Origin of the sequence: Serratia sp. CY83965, assembly GCF_052166375.1 — a bacterium.
In the GTDB taxonomy this organism is placed as follows: domain Bacteria; phylum Pseudomonadota; class Gammaproteobacteria; order Enterobacterales; family Enterobacteriaceae; genus Serratia; species Serratia marcescens.
In genome coordinates this window covers 118,457-133,511 of sequence record NZ_JBJNOV010000003.1, presented here as the reverse complement: position 1 = coordinate 133,511, position 15,055 = coordinate 118,457, and the positions used below count along the sequence as shown (strand labels likewise).

Annotated in this window: 14 protein-coding genes; 3 read left to right on the top strand and 11 right to left on the bottom strand. The window is 62.0% G+C overall.

The features are described from left to right. Positions 1–149: 149 nt before the first annotated feature. Complete coding sequence (gene apbE / locus ACJ8PL_RS08545; RefSeq protein WP_016926858.1) at positions 150–1,184, top strand: FAD:protein FMN transferase ApbE; 1,035 nt, start codon at positions 150–152, stop codon at positions 1,182–1,184. 52 nt (positions 1,185–1,236) lie between these two features. Here apbE and ACJ8PL_RS08540 read toward each other — a convergent pair whose 3' ends face one another. Together ACJ8PL_RS08540 and fabB are read right to left on the bottom strand one after the other, a co-directional pair. Continuing rightward, a complete protein-coding gene (locus tag ACJ8PL_RS08540; protein WP_004936201.1) occupies positions 1,237–1,458 on the bottom strand; it encodes a hypothetical protein in 222 nt (73 codons plus the stop codon). Positions 1,459–1,670: 212 nt separating this feature from the next. Next, a complete protein-coding gene (gene fabB, locus ACJ8PL_RS08535; RefSeq protein WP_016926857.1) occupies positions 1,671–2,891 on the bottom strand; it encodes a beta-ketoacyl-ACP synthase I in 1,221 nt (406 codons plus the stop codon). 170 nt (positions 2,892–3,061) lie between these two features. Here fabB and mnmC point away from each other — a divergent pair, with 170 nt between their 5' ends. Further along, positions 3,062–5,083: a bifunctional tRNA (5-methylaminomethyl-2-thiouridine)(34)-methyltransferase MnmD/FAD-dependent 5-carboxymethylaminomethyl-2-thiouridine(34) oxidoreductase MnmC gene (gene mnmC / locus ACJ8PL_RS08530; RefSeq protein ID WP_161544923.1), complete on the top strand. Its 2,022-nt coding sequence runs from the start codon at positions 3,062–3,064 to the stop codon at positions 5,081–5,083. Between the two features lie 41 nt (positions 5,084–5,124). Here mnmC and ACJ8PL_RS08525 read toward each other — a convergent pair whose 3' ends face one another. The 6 genes from ACJ8PL_RS08525 to prmB all read right to left on the bottom strand — a co-directional run bounded on the left by ACJ8PL_RS08525 (position 5,125) and on the right by prmB (position 9,803). Beyond that, complete coding sequence (locus ACJ8PL_RS08525; protein WP_016926855.1) at positions 5,125–5,406, bottom strand: YfcL family protein; 282 nt, start codon at positions 5,404–5,406, stop codon at positions 5,125–5,127. A gap of 32 nt (positions 5,407–5,438) precedes the next feature. Further along, positions 5,439–5,996, bottom strand: coding sequence for an elongation factor P hydroxylase (locus ACJ8PL_RS08520; RefSeq protein ID WP_016926854.1), 558 nt, complete (start codon positions 5,994–5,996; stop codon positions 5,439–5,441). An 80-nt stretch (positions 5,997–6,076) separates the two neighbouring features. Next, a complete protein-coding gene (locus ACJ8PL_RS08515; protein WP_016926853.1) occupies positions 6,077–6,883 on the bottom strand; it encodes a sulfite exporter TauE/SafE family protein in 807 nt (268 codons plus the stop codon). A 3-nt stretch (positions 6,884–6,886) separates the two neighbouring features. Further along, positions 6,887–7,714, bottom strand: a complete 828-nt coding sequence (mepA, locus tag ACJ8PL_RS08510) for a penicillin-insensitive murein endopeptidase (protein ID WP_033639752.1) — start codon at positions 7,712–7,714, stop codon at positions 6,887–6,889. Between the two features lie 5 nt (positions 7,715–7,719). Beyond that, a complete protein-coding gene (gene aroC, locus ACJ8PL_RS08505; RefSeq protein ID WP_004936219.1) occupies positions 7,720–8,805 on the bottom strand; it encodes a chorismate synthase in 1,086 nt (361 codons plus the stop codon). A 65-nt stretch (positions 8,806–8,870) separates the two neighbouring features. Then, positions 8,871–9,803, bottom strand: a complete 933-nt coding sequence (gene prmB, locus ACJ8PL_RS08500) for a 50S ribosomal protein L3 N(5)-glutamine methyltransferase (protein WP_442531064.1) — start codon at positions 9,801–9,803, stop codon at positions 8,871–8,873. Positions 9,804–9,973: 170 nt separating this feature from the next. Here prmB and smrB point away from each other — a divergent pair, with 170 nt between their 5' ends. Then, positions 9,974–10,504, top strand: a complete 531-nt coding sequence (gene smrB / locus ACJ8PL_RS08495; protein ID WP_004936226.1) for an endonuclease SmrB — start codon at positions 9,974–9,976, stop codon at positions 10,502–10,504. A 68-nt stretch (positions 10,505–10,572) separates the two neighbouring features. On the opposite strand, the gene sixA is transcribed toward smrB, so the two are convergent. The 3 genes from sixA to fadI form a co-directional block, all read right to left on the bottom strand. Continuing rightward, on the bottom strand, positions 10,573–11,055 hold the full coding sequence (gene sixA, locus ACJ8PL_RS08490) for a phosphohistidine phosphatase SixA (RefSeq protein WP_004936230.1): 483 nt from the start codon (positions 11,053–11,055) through the stop codon (positions 10,573–10,575). A 388-nt stretch (positions 11,056–11,443) separates the two neighbouring features. Continuing rightward, positions 11,444–13,609: a fatty acid oxidation complex subunit alpha FadJ gene (gene fadJ, locus ACJ8PL_RS08485; protein ID WP_016926849.1), complete on the bottom strand. Its 2,166-nt coding sequence runs from the start codon at positions 13,607–13,609 to the stop codon at positions 11,444–11,446. Continuing rightward, a complete protein-coding gene (fadI, locus tag ACJ8PL_RS08480) occupies positions 13,609–14,919 on the bottom strand; it encodes an acetyl-CoA C-acyltransferase FadI (protein ID WP_016926848.1) in 1,311 nt (436 codons plus the stop codon). The genes fadJ and fadI overlap by 1 nt, the downstream gene beginning before the upstream one ends. Between the last annotated feature and the right edge of the window lie 136 nt (positions 14,920–15,055).

Below are 15,055 nucleotides of genomic sequence, written 5' to 3'. Positions count from 1 at the left end.
GGCTGCGTGAACCTCACCGAAAAGAATGGGCAGACGTTAGCTCAGACGCGGCTTCAGCGCCAGCAAAATGCTATTTTACCTTTATCCACTTTTCATTTGCCGCGCTTTACTTTATTTGTAGCGGCTTTCTCGTTTTCAAAGGACATGTTATGGCTTCCCTGTTCGCCAAAGGGGCGTTGCTGAGCGCCTTATGCGCCCTGCTCGTCGCCTGCGACAATGCCTCCTCCTCCCGCCCGCAAATCGATATCGACGGCAAGACCATGGGCACCTTCTACAGCGTTAAGGTCAGCGGTGACGTCGCGATCGGCAAACAAGAGCTGCAGCGGCAGATCGACACGGTGCTCGAACGGGCCAACGACGATATCTCTACCTACCGCGCCGATTCGGTGCTGTCGCGGTTTAACCGCAGCGCCAGCCTCGGGCCGCAGCCGATCCCACGCGGCATGGCGGACATCGTGTTGATGGCTCAACGCATCGGCCGCGATACCGGCGGCGCCATGGATATCACCGTCGGCCCGCTGGTGAACCTGTGGGGATTCGGCCCAGACAAACATCCGGTCAAGGTGCCGGAACAGGCGCAGATCGACGCGGCGAAGCAGCGCACCGGCCTGCAGCACCTGAAGCTGATCAGCGACAACCGCGGGGAGTGGCTGCAAAAAGATCTGCCGGACATGTATGTCGATCTCTCAACGCTGGGCGAAGGCTATGGCGCGGATGAGTTGGTGCGCCTGATGAACCGCAACGGCATTACCAACTACCTGGTATCGGTCGGTGGCGCGGTCTCTTCGCGCGGCGTCAACGGCCAGGGCAAACCCTGGCGGGTGGCGATCCAAAAGCCGACCGATCGTGAAAATGCGGTGCAGGCGCTGGTTGATCTGCACGGTTACGGCATCAGCACCGCCGGCAGCTACCGCAACTACTTTGAACAAAACGGCCAGCGCTACTCCCATGTCATCGATCCGACCACCGGCAGGCCGATCAACCACCGGCTGGTTTCCGCCACGGTGATCGCCCCGACCGCGCTTGAGGCCGACGGCTGGGATACCGGTCTGATGGTGCTGGGCACGGAGAAAGCGTTGCAGCTCGCGGAAGAGAAAGGGCTGGCGGTCTACCTGATCAGTAAAACCGACGACGGTTTCAGCGCCGTGATGACGCCGCAGTTCAAAGCGTTTTTGGTGCAGTGAGATAAAAAAAGCCCGGCACGCCATGGCCGGGCTTAGTCCTGTTCCGCGCCGATCACTTGGTCAGCGCGATGATGCCGAGGGTCAGACCGGCAACCGCCGCCGCGCCGCCGGCGATCGCGCCCGCGGTTTCCCAGTTATCCTGAGTGGTGCCCTTCATGCAGGTGTTGGTATGCACCAGACGCCCCTGGTCATCGTAGACCGGCACGCAGGGAGAATCGGTGGCGCATCCGGCCAACACGGCCGACAGTAACCCAACCGCAATTAACTTTTTCATACTTCTTGCCTCAATGTTCGATCACTTTATAAAGCTACGCCGAGCGATAATCACGCTACCAGGCTATTGTATGCCCAACGCGTGTAATGGCGAGGTAATGATGTGTCAGGGGATGTGATTTGGGAAAACTCCGAGCGCTCGGCAAGTGGGCTTTGAGCAATAAAAAGCCCGCGAAAACGCGGGCTTGATGGCGAGGTGAGGCTCAGGCGGGATTATTTCGCCAGTTTGCGCATCACCAGGGTGGCGTTGGTGCCGCCGAAGCCGAAGCTGTTGGACATCACGGTGGTCAGCTCGCGCTGAGTCGGCTGAGTCACGATGTTCATGCCAGCCGCCTGCTCATCCAGCGTTTCGATGTTGATGCTCGGTGCGATAAAGCCGTGCTCCAGCATCAACAGGCTGTAGATCGCTTCCTGCACGCCCGCGGCGCCCAGCGAGTGACCGGTCATCGCCTTGGTGGAGGAGATAGCCGGGGTATTGTCGCCGAACACTTCGCGAATGGCGCCCAGTTCTTTCACGTCGCCCACCGGTGTGGAGGTGCCGTGCACGTTGATGTAGTCGATCGGCGCGTCCAGATCCTGCATCGCCATCTTCATGCAGCGCACTGCGCCTTCGCCCGAAGGTGCAACCATGTCGGCGCCGTCAGACGTTGCGCCGTAGCCGACGATTTCTGCGTAGATGTGCGCGCCGCGCGCCAGCGCGTGCTCCAGTTCTTCAACCACCACCATGCCGCCGCCGCCGGCGATGACGAAACCGTCACGATCGGCGTCGTAGGTGCGGGAGGCTTTTTCCGGCGTGTCGTTGTACTTGGTGGACAGCGCGCCCATCGCATCGAACTCGCAGGCCATTTCCCAGCACAGCTCTTCGCCGCCGCCGGCGAACACGATGTCCTGTTTGCCCAGCTGGATTTGCTCAACCGCGTTGCCGATGCAGTGTGCGGAGGTCGCGCAAGCGGAGCTGATGGAGTAGTTCACGCCGTGGATTTTGAATGGCGTCGCCAGGCAGGCGGAAACGCCGGAAGCCATGGCTTTGGTGACCACGTACGGGCCAACCGCTTTCAAGCCGCGCGGGCTGCGCATCGCATCGGCGCCGAACACCTGGAAACGCGGAGAACCGCCGCCGGAACCGGCGATCAGGCCTACGCGCGGGTTGTTTTGATACTCTTCTTCCTTCAAACCGGAAGACGCGATCGCTTCTTGCATCGCCAGGAAGGCATAAATGGAAGCATCGCTCATGAAACGCACCGCCTTGCGGTCGATCAGGCCGGTCGTGTCGAGCTTAACTTGCCCCCATACGTGACTACGCATGCCGGAATCTTTCAGTTCCTGGGAGAAAGTGATCCCAGAACGTCCTTCCTGCAGGCTCGCCAGGACCTCCTGCTGGTTATTACCAATGCTGGAGACAACTCCCAGGCCAGTAATCACTGCACGTTTCATTCAATACCTCTTCCACTATTTACCTACGGGATTTTGCATCGCACTTTAGCGTACAGATGTAAGCCGAACAAGTCCGATCAGCGTTTTTCAGCTTTATTGTTGTCCAGTTTGCGCCAGGGCGCCAGCGCCGTTAGAATTCGCGGCATCCCTTGAATTTCGAGCCATTGACCGTGAACCATGCCCCCATCCAAACCGCAACGCTAACCTGGAACGAACAGGGTACACCTGTTTCGAAACAGTTTGATGACGTCTATTTTTCCAATCAGGATGGGCTGGAAGAAACCCGTTATGTCTTCCTGCACGGCAATCGGCTGCCGCAGCGTTTCGCCGTCCACCCGCGCTCGCTGTTTGTCGTGGCGGAAACCGGGTTTGGCACCGGGCTCAATTTCCTCACGCTATGGCAGGCCTTCGCCGGCTTTCGCCAGGCCGAGCCGGACGCAACGCTGCAGCGCCTGCACTTTATCAGCTTCGAAAAATTTCCCCTGCAGCAGGCTGACCTGGCGGCGGCGCATGCGCGCTGGCCGGAGCTGGCGCCTTACGCCGACGAACTGCGCGCCCAATGGCCGCTGCCGTTGCCGGGTTGCCATCGCCTGCTGTTAGCCGAAGGCCGCATTACGCTCGATCTGTGGTTCGGCGACGTCAACGATCTGCTGCCGCAGTTTGACGCCAGCATGAATAACCAGGTGGATGCCTGGTTCCTCGACGGCTTCGCGCCGGCAAAAAATCCCGACATGTGGACCGATCAACTGTTCGCCGCCATGGCGCGTTTCGCCCGGCCGGGAGGCAGCTTCGCCACCTTTACCGCCGCCGGCTTCGTGCGCCGCGGCTTGCAACAGGCCGGTTTTCAGGTCAACCGCTGCAAAGGCTTCGGCCAAAAACGTGAAATGCTCGCCGGCGAGCTCCCGGCCGATGCGCAGCCCGCCGCACACCCAGCGCCCTGGTATCGACGCCCGGCGGCGGACAACACCGCCGACATCGCCCTGATCGGCGGCGGCGTCGCCAGCGCGCTCACTGCGCTGGCCTTGCTGCGGCGCGGCGCCACCGTCACGCTGTACTGCGCCGATGAACAGGCGGCCGAAGGCGCATCCGGCAACCGCCAGGGCGCGATTTATCCTTTGCTGAACGGCAGCGGCGACGCGCTGGAGAGTTTCTTCAGCGCCGCGTTTCCCTTCGCCCGCCGCCAATACGACGCCCTGTTGCAACAAGGCGTCGCCTTCGATCACCAGTGGTGCGGCGTCAGCCAGTTGGCCTATGACGAAAAGAGCAGCGCCAAGATCGCCAATATGCTGAAAACCGACTGGCCGCAGGCCTTGGCGATGGCGGCCGACCGCGAGACGCTCAGCGAACGCTGCGGCGTCGATACCGGCTTTGGCGGCATCACCTACCCGCTAGGCGGCTGGCTGTGCCCGGCCGAGCTGACGCGCGGCGCTATCGCGCTGGCGCAGCGCCAGGGCTTGGTCTGCCGCTACCGGCACGATGCAAAGATGCTGACGCAGGAAGAAAACGGCTGGCGCATCGATTTCGCCAACGGCGACAGCCGGCGCCATGCGACGGTGATCCTGGCCAACGGCCATCGGTTGGCCGAGCTGGCGCCGACAGAAGCCCTGCCGCTGTATTCGGTACGCGGGCAGGTGTCGCATATCCCGACCTCGCCGGCCCTCGGTCAACTGAAGCAGGTCTTGTGCTACGACGGCTACCTGACGCCGATTAATGCCAACAACGGCCAGCACTGCATTGGCGCCAGCTATCAGCGCGGCGACATCGCCACCGACTACCGCGAGCAGGAGCAACAGGAAAACCGCGAGCGCCTGCTACGCTGCCTGCCGGAGCAGGCCTGGCCGCAGCAGGTGGACGTCAGCGCACGCCAGGCGCGCTGCGGCGTGCGCAGCGCCACCCGCGATCATCTGCCGATGGTCGGCGCGCTGCCGGACTATCAGGCCACGCTGACGCAGTATCAGGATTTGCAGCGGCAAAATCAGCGCGGCGAAACCGTCGCCGATGCGCCGGTCTATCCCGGCCTGTTCGCTATCGGCGGATTAGGCTCGCGCGGGCTGAGCTCGGCGCCGCTGGCGGCGGAAATTTTGGCGGCGCAGCTGTTCGGCGAGCCGTTGCCGGGCGATGCGCGCCTGCTGGCGGCGTTGAATCCGAATCGGATGTGGGTGCGGAAATTACTGAAGGGACGTGCGGTTTAATCAACCCGGAGGGGCGCGGCGATCGCGCCCCGGCATGGCGGTCAGGCGGCAGGGGTGGCAGCCTGATAGAGGTTTTCCCACATGCCGCGCACCAGGATCTGATCCGGCGGCGAAAGTTCACCGGCGGCGATCGCCTTGTGCAGGCTCTCCTCCACCCGCGCTTTCAGCGCTTCAGCGGTGTGTTCGCCCTGCTCTTCCGCTTCGGCCACCGCCAGCGTCAGATGACCGCGCAGGTAGCCACCGGCAAACAGTTCATCATCGCTGGCGTGCTCTACCATGTCATCAATCAGCGCCAAAATGCGCGCTTCAAATTCTGCGATCATCAAATTTCCTCATTAAATAACGGACTGTGGCGTCAGTTGAGATCTTCCGGGTACGGAAAATGCTCGGCCGCCAACGGTGGCGTATTGTAGAACGATTGCAGCGCCTGAATAAAGCGCGCAGGCCTTGTGGGTATTCCCTGCTCCAGCAGCGTCAATACCCGGTCGCGCACCTTGCGTTGGAACGCAATGCGATCCGGCTCGCAGTCGCCATTCAGGTTGTCGCAGCTGACGTTAAACGGGAAACCGGCCGCCACGCAGAACATCCATTCCAGCGCCTGCGGTTTTATCTCCACGGCTTCGAATTCGCTCTGGGTCTGCGCGTCGCGCCCGTCCGGGCAATACCAATAACCGAAGTCCACCAATTGACGGCGCGCTTCACCGGCGATGCACCAGTGCGAGATTTCGTGCAGGCCGCTGGCGTAGAAACCGTGGGCGAACACGATGCGGTGATACGGCAGTTCATCGTCGGCCGGCAGGTAAATGGGTTCGTCGTCGCCCTTCACCAGGCGAGTGTTGTAGTCATCGCTGAAGCAGCGATTGAAGATCTCGATCAGCTGTTCATAGCGATGACGGGTCTGCGTGTCTGACATAAAAACTCTATAACCACAAAAATAAAGAGGCCATTATACCCGATAAGACAGGGCGCGTAAGCAGCGCCCCCTTTTCATCTTTAACCGTGCATCAAGGCGGTCAACCACTGCTGAATTTCCGCGCCGTGATTGTCGTACAGCAGCTTGAGGCTCATCACCAGCGAAACGATCACGATCATCGGCCGAATCAATTTCTGGCCGCGGGTCAGCACCATGTGCGCGCCCAGACGCGCCCCCAGCACCTGCCCCACCAACATCACCAGACCGATGCTCCACACCACCTTGCCGCCGATGATGAACAGCGCCAACCCGCCAACGTTGGAGGTAAAGTTCAGCACTTTGGCGTGCGCCGTGGACTTGGCGAGGTTGAAACCGCACAGCGTCACGTAGGCCAACGCGTAGAATGACCCGGCGCCGGGGCCGAAAAAGCCGTCGTAAAACCCGACGCAACCGCCGGCCACCAGCCCGAACGGCAAGGCCCCGAGACGGCGTTGACGATCTTCCTCACCCAGTCGCGGCATCAACAAGAAATAGAGACCGATGCCGATCACCAGCAGCGGCAACATCTGCCGCAGCAAATCGGCGCGCATATGCTGCACCAAAATGGCGCCGGCGATCGAGCCGATCAGCGTCAGAAAAATCGTCAGCTTCTGGTCGTTGAGATTCACCGCTCGCCGACGAATGAAGTACAGACTGGCGGAGAAGGAGCCGCCGACCGACTGCAACTTATTGGTCGCCAGCGCCTGCGCCGGAGGAACCCCCACTGCCAGCAAGGCCGGCACCGTCAGTAATCCGCCGCCGCCGGCGATGGAGTCGATAAACCCCGCCAACAGCGCTACCGCAAACAACACCCCGAGCATCTCGGGGCCAATGACGAACCAGTCCATGTGTTATTCCGCTGAGAAATGGTGATCCAGCAATGCCTGACAGGTCGGCGGTAGCGGCGGCGGCACGGGTTTGCCCGGCTTCGCGTTCGGCTGATGCGGTACGAACCAGCTCGCCAGTTCGGCGCCGCAGCCGTCGCCCGGCGGCGGCGTATCCTGCTCCTGGCACTCCAGGCTGCCAGCCGGACAACGCAGACGCACGTGCATGTGCGCACGGTGGCCGAACCACGGCCGCACCTTGTGCAACCAGGCCCGATCGGCGCCGGCATCCAGGCACAGGCGCTGCTTGATCGCCGGATTGACGAAGATGCGCGTCACCTCCGCATCCTGTGCCGCCAGCTTAATCAGCGACTCAATTTGCGGTTGCCATTGGCGCGCCACCACCTGCTTGCCGTCGCCCGACACCAGGTCGATCGGCTGCGGCTTCAGCAATTGCTGCGCGCTCCAGCGTTGGCGCGGCAACTGCAGCCAGATGTCGACATCGAGCCCCGACTGGTGGCTGGCGTGGCCGCTGCTGAAACGCCCGCCGGCCGGCATCGCCATGTCGCCGATCAGCACCGTGCCCAGCGCTTTCTGATTCGCCTGGCTGCTGAGACGCTGAATGAACGCCAGCAGATCCGGGTGGCCGAAATAGCGGCGCTGGTCGGTACGCATCACCTGGTAGTTCGGTGAGTTCAGCGGCAGCGGCTGCGCGCCGATGACGCAACCGTTGGCGAAACCGCCCACCGCCTGCGGCGCGCCGGCCACCGGATGGTCGATTTTCTGCCACGGCGTCAGCGCCATGGCGGAAGCGGAGGCCGTCAGGGCCAGCAGGCCCAACATCCAGTTTTTCATGGCGATTACCAGCGCGGCACGTCGGAAACCACATCACCGTTTTGCGCACGCTGGCGCAGCAGGTGATCCATCAACACGATCGCCATCATCGCTTCGGCGATCGGCACGGCGCGGATGCCCACGCACGGATCGTGGCGACCGCGGGTCACCATTTCCACCGCTTCGCCCTGGCGATTGATGGTGCGCCCCGGCACCATGATGCTGGAGGTCGGTTTCAGCGCCAGATGCGCGATCACCGGTTGGCCGCTGCTGATGCCGCCGAGGATGCCACCGGCATGGTTGCTCTGGAAGCCTTCCGGGGTGATTTCATCGCGGTTTTCGCTGCCGCGTTTGGTCACCACGGCGAACCCGTCGCCGATCTCCACGCCTTTCACCGCGTTGATGCTCATCAGCGCGTGTGCCAGATCGGCGTCGAGGCGGTCAAACACCGGCTCACCCAGGCCAACCGGCACGTTTTCAGCGATCACGCTGACCTTGGCGCCGATGGAGTCGCCCTCTTTTTTCAGCGCGCGCATCAGTTCGTCCAGCGCTTCCAGCTTGTCCGGATCCGGGCAGAAGAACGGGTTCTGCTCGACCTGATCCCAGTCTTTCAGCTCACAGGTCACGTCGCCGATCTGCGCCAGATAGCCGCGCACCTGCACGCCGAACTTCTGCTGCAGGTATTTCTTGGCGATAGCGCCCGCCGCGACGCGCATGGCGGTTTCACGCGCCGAAGAGCGGCCGCCGCCGCGATAGTCGCGCAGACCGTATTTCTGTTCGTAGGTGTAGTCGGCATGCCCCGGACGGAACACGTCTTTGATGGCGCTGTAGTCTTGCGAGCGCTGATCGGTGTTTTCAATGATCAGACCGATGCTGGTGCCGGTGGTCACGCCTTCGAATACGCCGGAGAGAATACGCACCTGATCCGGTTCGCGACGCTGGGTGGTGTAACGCGAGGTGCCCGGACGACGGCGGTCCAGATCGTGTTGCAAATCGGCTTCGGTAAGCGGGATGCCTGGCGGCACGCCGTCGACGATACAACCCAGCGCCACCCCGTGAGATTCACCGAAGGTGGTGACGCGGAAAATCTGCCCAATACTGTTTCCTGCCATCACGGCTCCTTACCGTTAGTCTTTTATCGTTATGAGGCCCGCCATACGGGCCTTGGAAATGCGGCTTAGCTGCGATAGAGGTTGAAGTGTTCCTTGCAATCCACCAACTGCTGTTTGGTCAGCATGAACACGCCGTCGCCGCCGTTTTCGAACTCCAGCCAGGTGAACGGAATGTCCGGATATTGTTCCATCAGATGTACCATGCTGTTGCCCACTTCACAAATCAGCACGCCGTCGTCGGTCAGGTAGTCCGGCGCGCAGGCCAGGATGCGGCGCACCAGCTTCAGGCCATCGCTGCCCGCCGCCAGGCCCAGTTCCGGCTCAAAGCGGAACTCCTGCGGCAGATCCGACATGTCTTCCGCATCGACGTACGGCGGGTTGGTGACGATCAGATCGTACTGGATCGCGGGAACGTCGCGGAACAGATCGGAACGGATCGGGATCACCTGATGTTCGACGCCGTGCGCCTGAATATTGCGCTCGGTTACCGCCAGCACTTCGCTGGAGATGTCCACCGCGTCCACTTCCGCTTCCGGGAAAGCGTAGCCGCAGGCGATGGCGATGCAGCCGCTGCCGGTGCACATGTCGAGGATATGGCGCGGCGGGTGCGGGATCAGCGCGCTGAAACGATCGTTGATCAGCTCGCCGATCGGCGAACGCGGCACCAGCACGCGCTCGTCGACGTAGAATTCCATGCCGCAGAACCAGGCCTTGTTGGTCAGGTAAGCGACCGGGATGCGTTCGTTGACGCGGCGGATCACGCGCTCAACGATGCGATGGCGCTCGCTGGAAGTCAGACGGGCGGTGTGCATGTCCTCCGGAATGTCCAACGGCAGGAACAGGCTTGGCAGCACCAATTGCACCGCTTCGTCCCACGGATTATCGGTTCCGTGACCATAATAGATATTGGCGGCGTTGAAGCGGCTTACCGTCCAGCGCAGCATATCTTGAATGGTGTGCAGTTCGTTCACTGCTTCGTCGACGAAAATTTTGTCCAATTTGCCCTCCGGCAGGCGCTGTGTTTCATGATTTAGCCGCATAGTTTGCCATGAAGCCCGCGACAAATCACGCTTGCCCCTCGCGCTTTTCACTCTGGCCCGAGTTTTGCGTCGACAGCGCTCATTCACAAGGTAAACTAGCGAAATAAACGATTTCCGGTGAATGAAGCATGAAGAACAAGCCCCCTCTGAGCAAAGACGAACAACAGCTCTTCAGAGAGTCGGTGGCGGGCGCGAAAAAGCTGCGCCAGGACACCATCGTCCACCGCCCGCCGAAGCCCAAGGTCAAACAGATTGCGCCGCAGCGATTGCTGCAGGAGCAGGTCGATGCCAGCTATTATTTTTCAGATGAATACCAGCCGCAGTTGGAAGAGGAAGGCCCGACGCGCTACGTGCGCCCCGGCAGCAGCCCGTATGAGCTGAAGAAGCTGCGACGCGGCGATTATTCGCCGGAACTGTTTCTTGATTTGCACGGCCTGACCCAGCTGCAGGCCAAGCAGGAGCTGGGGGCGCTGATCGCCGCCTGCAAACGCGAGCACGTGCACTGCGCCTGCGTGATGCACGGGCACGGCAAGCACATCCTCAAACAGCAAACGCCGCTGTGGCTGGCGCAGCATCCCGACGTGCTGGCGTTCCACCAGGCGCCGAAGGAATGGGGCGGCAACGCCGCCATCCTGCTGTTGGTGGAACTGGCCGAGTAGTTCCTGCAAAAACGACTCAGGGCGATGTCAGACATCGCCCTGAGTTTATTCCGCACCGCATCCGCGGTTCACACTTTGGCCATCACCTGCGACGGGCTGACCTGCCATTCAAACTTGCCGTAGCTGCCGTCGGCCGGCAGATCGACGTTGGCAATCGCCGAGGTCGCGAACATCGGCGGGCACTCGCCCGGGCACAGTTCAGCCACCAGATACCCCACCAGCGGCAGGTGCGACACGATCAGCACCGAGCTCACACCTTGCATCGCCAGCGCCTGAAGATAGCTGCCGACCTGTTCGGCGTTGCCGCCCGGCGTCAGCTCGGGCAGCACTTCTTCGCCCTCCGGCAGCGTCAAGGCTTCACGCACCGTCGCCAGCGTCTGTTCGGCCCGCAGATAGGGGCTGACCAGCACGCGTTCAATATCCACAGACTTGGTGTTCAACCAGGCCGCCATCTGACGGGACTCGTCGCGGCCACACAGGGTAAGGGGCCTTACCGCATCGCTGGCTGCCTCGAGCGCCGCCTCTCCGTGACGCATAATCAAAACTTGCATATTGCACCGCTGTTGTTGACAAAGTAACGCTATACAGAAACGCCGTGCGTGCTGTACCGCCGAGTTTTCCAACCCAAAGCCAAAGCTTTAAAACGATAACGCGCCGTCTCTTTATGGCGGCCGGGCATTTTGCCTGAAAGTTTGCCTAAAGAAAATGCTGTTTTTTACAGCAACCCTCCCCTGGCAAACCTCGATTGCTCACAGAACAATCAATTCAACGGGTTAAATTTTAACCTTGCCGCCATGAAATTTATTGATGACGGTCAAGCTAACTTACCGCTGCCTGCGCCTTGCTGTACAGCCTCACCGGCTGACGCTGTTGCAAGGAGTGATGGCGATCACAACGCGACCCTGTTGCAACTATAGTGCAAATCGGGCCGTCCTGCGTTCAGCTCCCCTGCGGGTAAAAACGCTCGCCCTGCTGCGCCATGCGCTGCAAGCGTTCGCACGGCGCAAAGTGCTCGCCGTGCTGCTGGCGCAGGTATTCCAACGTTTTCACCACTTTTTCGGCGCCGAGCTCGTCCATATAGCGGAACGGGCCGCCGAGGAACGGCGGGAAGCCGATGCCGAACACCGCACCGATATCGCCGTCGCGCGCGCTGCGGATCACGCCTTCATCCAGGCAGCGCGCCGCTTCGTTCAGCATCATCATCACGCAGCGCTGGGCGACGGTCGCCGGCAGCATGTGCGACTTCGGCGTGACGCCGAGCAACGTATACAATGAGGTATCCGCACGTTTACGCCGCTGCCGCTGCTGCCCTTCGCTCGGGTAGAGATAGAAGCCGCGGCCGTTCTTGCGCCCTTTACGCCCGTCCTTCAGCACCGCATCGAACGCAGCCGGCGCGGCGAAACGCGGCCCCAGCGCCTCGACCAGCACGGGAATGATTTTGGTGCCAACGTCGATGCCCACTTCATCCAGCAGGGTAATCGGGCCGACCGGGAAACCGAAGTCCACCAACGCCTTGTCCAGCGACTCCATCGGCTCGCCTTCCAGCAGGCAGCGCGCCGCTTCGTTGATGTACGGCGCCAGGATGCGGTTGACGTAAAAACCGGCGCTGTCGCCCACCACGATGGCGGTCTTGCCCTGCTTGTGCGCCAGCGCCACGGTGGTGGCGATGGTCTCTTCGCTGGTGCCGGCGTGCGGGATCACTTCCACCAGCGGCATTTTATCCACCGGGCTGAAGTAGTGCAGACCAATCACCTGCTGCGGCCGCTGCGCCTTTTCGGCGATGTGGCCGATAGGCAGCGAAGAGGTGTTGGAGGCGAACACGGTATGCGGCGCGCAGTTTGCTTCGACCTCGGCCACCATCTGCTGTTTCAGCGCCAGATCCTCAAACACCGCCTCGACCACGATATCCGCCTGCTCAAAGCCGGTGTAATCGGTAGAGCCGGAGATCAGCATCATCTGTTTTTGCCGCTCCGCCGGGCGCATGCGCTTGCTGCGTACCCGTTTGCCGAGCACATCCCAGCTGTATTTCAGCGCGTGATTGATGCCGGTTTCATTGATGTCTTTGATGCGAACCGGCAAACCGCCGCGCGTGGCGGTGACACAGGCGATGCCGCCGCCCATCAGGCCGCCGCCGAGAATGCCGACGCGATGCAGGGCATGCGGCTTGGCATTGCCGCCCCGCTCTTTTTTCAGCGCGGTGGAGGCGAAGAACAGGCTGCGCAACGCCGCCGACTGAGGCGTCATCGCCAGCTCGCCAAAGGCGCGCGCTTCGGCCTCATAACCGCTGGCGCTGCCGTGATCCAGCCCGGTGCGCACCACCTGAATAATGCGCTCCGCCGCCGGGTAGTTGCCGTGGGTTTTCGCCAGCGTTTTTTTGCGCACGATGCTGAACAACAGATTTCTGCCCAGCGGGCCATTGAGCAGGCGATCCTGCCACGGCAGCTCGCGCTGATGCTTCCAGCCCTGTTTCACCCGCTCGATGGCGGTCTGCAACAGGATCGACTGCGGCACGGCGTCGTCCACCAGCCCCATGCGCAGCGCCTGGCGGGCGCGAATGTGCTTGCCGGTCAGGATCATGTCCAGCGCCTTGGCGGCGCCGATCAGGCGCGGCAGGCGCTGAGTGCCGCCAGAGCCCGGCAGCAGGCCCAGCTGCACTTCCGGCAGACCGAGCGCGGTTTTGTCATCCAGCGAACAGACGCGGCCGTGGCAGGCCAGCGCCAACTCCAGGCCGCCGCCAAGGCAGGCGCCGTGGATGGCGGCCACCACCGGCACCGGGAACGCGGCGATCTGCGCCAGCGTGCTCTGCCCTTTCTTGGCCAGCGTTTCCGCCTCTTTGGCGCTGGTGCAGGCGGCGATCATGGTGATGTCGGCGCCGGCGATAAACGAGTCCGGCTTGCCGGAAACGATCACCAGCCCTTCCAGCGCGGTATGCTGCTGCGCCCGGATCAGCACGTCATTCACCTGTTCGACGAACTCGGCCTTGAGCGTATTGACCTTGTCGCCCGGCACGTCGATGGTGATCACGCCGATATTGTCGGGGCGAATCGTCAGCTGAAAGGCCGACGGTTTGGCCCGCTGTTCGTGCAATGCGTTTTCGGCACTCATTATTCCACCTCCACGATCATCGCGGCGCCTAACCCGCCGGCGGCGCAGGCGGTGGTCAGGCCCAACCCGCCGCCGCGGCGTTTCAGCTCGCGCAGCGTCTGGGTGATCATGCGCGCGCCGGTGGCGGCGAACGGGTGGCCATAGGCGATGGAACCGCCCAAGACGTTGAATTTGTCCATGTCCACCTCGCCGATCGCCTGGCTGCGGCCAAGCTTCTCGCGGGCGAACGCTTCGCTGGCGAACATCTTCAGGTTAGCCAGCGTTTGCGCGGCGAAAGCTTCATGCATGTCGATGAGCGTCAGATCGGCCAGACCGATGCCGGCGCGATCCAGCGCCAGCGGCGTGGCGTAAGAAGGCCCCAGCAGCATGTCTTCCCACACGTCGATGGCGGCGAAGGCGAAACTGCGCAGATAGCCGAGCGGCTGCAGCCCCAGCGCTTTGGCGCGCGATTCGCTCATCATCAATACCGCCGCCGCGCCGTCGGTCAACGGCGTGCTGTTGGCCGCGGTGACGCTGCCATGCTTGCGATCGAACGCCGGTTTCAGCTTGGCGTAGGAAGCCAGGCTGGAGTCTTTGCGGATATTGTTGTCTTCGGAAAGCTGCGCGCGGTAAGGCGGCACGTAGGCCGTCATCACCTCATCGCGCAGCCACCCCTCACGCCAGGCTCTGGCCGCCAGTTCGTGGGAACGGTGCGCCAGCGCATCCTGCGCTTCGCGGGTGATGCCGTGGCTTTTCGCCATCTGCTCAGCGGTATCGCCCATGCGCAGACCGGTGGAATACTCCGCCACCGCCGGCGGCACCGGCATCAGATCGCGGAATTTCAGCCGGCTGAACAGTTTGAGACGCTGCGACAGCGTGCGCGCCTTGTTGACGTCCACCAGCGTGCGCGCCAACGCCTTGCTGACCCCGATCGGCAAGACGGAAGAAGAGTCCGCCCCACCGGCGATGCCGACGCTGATGCTGCCGGCCATGATGCTCTCCGCCACGTTGGCGATCGCCTGGAAGCTGGTGGCGCAGGCGCGCGACACGCTGTAAGCGTCGGTATGAACGCTCATACCGGTGCCAAGCACGATTTCACGCGCGATGTTCGGCGCCTCGGGCATTTGCACCACCTGGCCGAACACCAGCTGTTCGATCAGTTTTGGATCGATGCCGCTGCGCGCCAATAGCTCGCTCACCGCCGTTTTCCCTAAATCCACCGCCGGAATGCCGTGATAGGCAGTCGCCTGTTTGGCAAAGGGGGTACGCAGTCCATTCACAATCGCAATGCGGTCACCATGACGGGTCACCAACGGCAGTGCCTTACTCATAAATGCTCCTGAAGAAAATAACGTCAGCGCAATGGGCAGAAAGAGGTCTGACCTGATGAGGTCATTGTTAACCAAACGGTTACATTTGGCAAACCGGCAGAGATCAAAACTGCGAGCAGGCGCACTTTCTATGGGG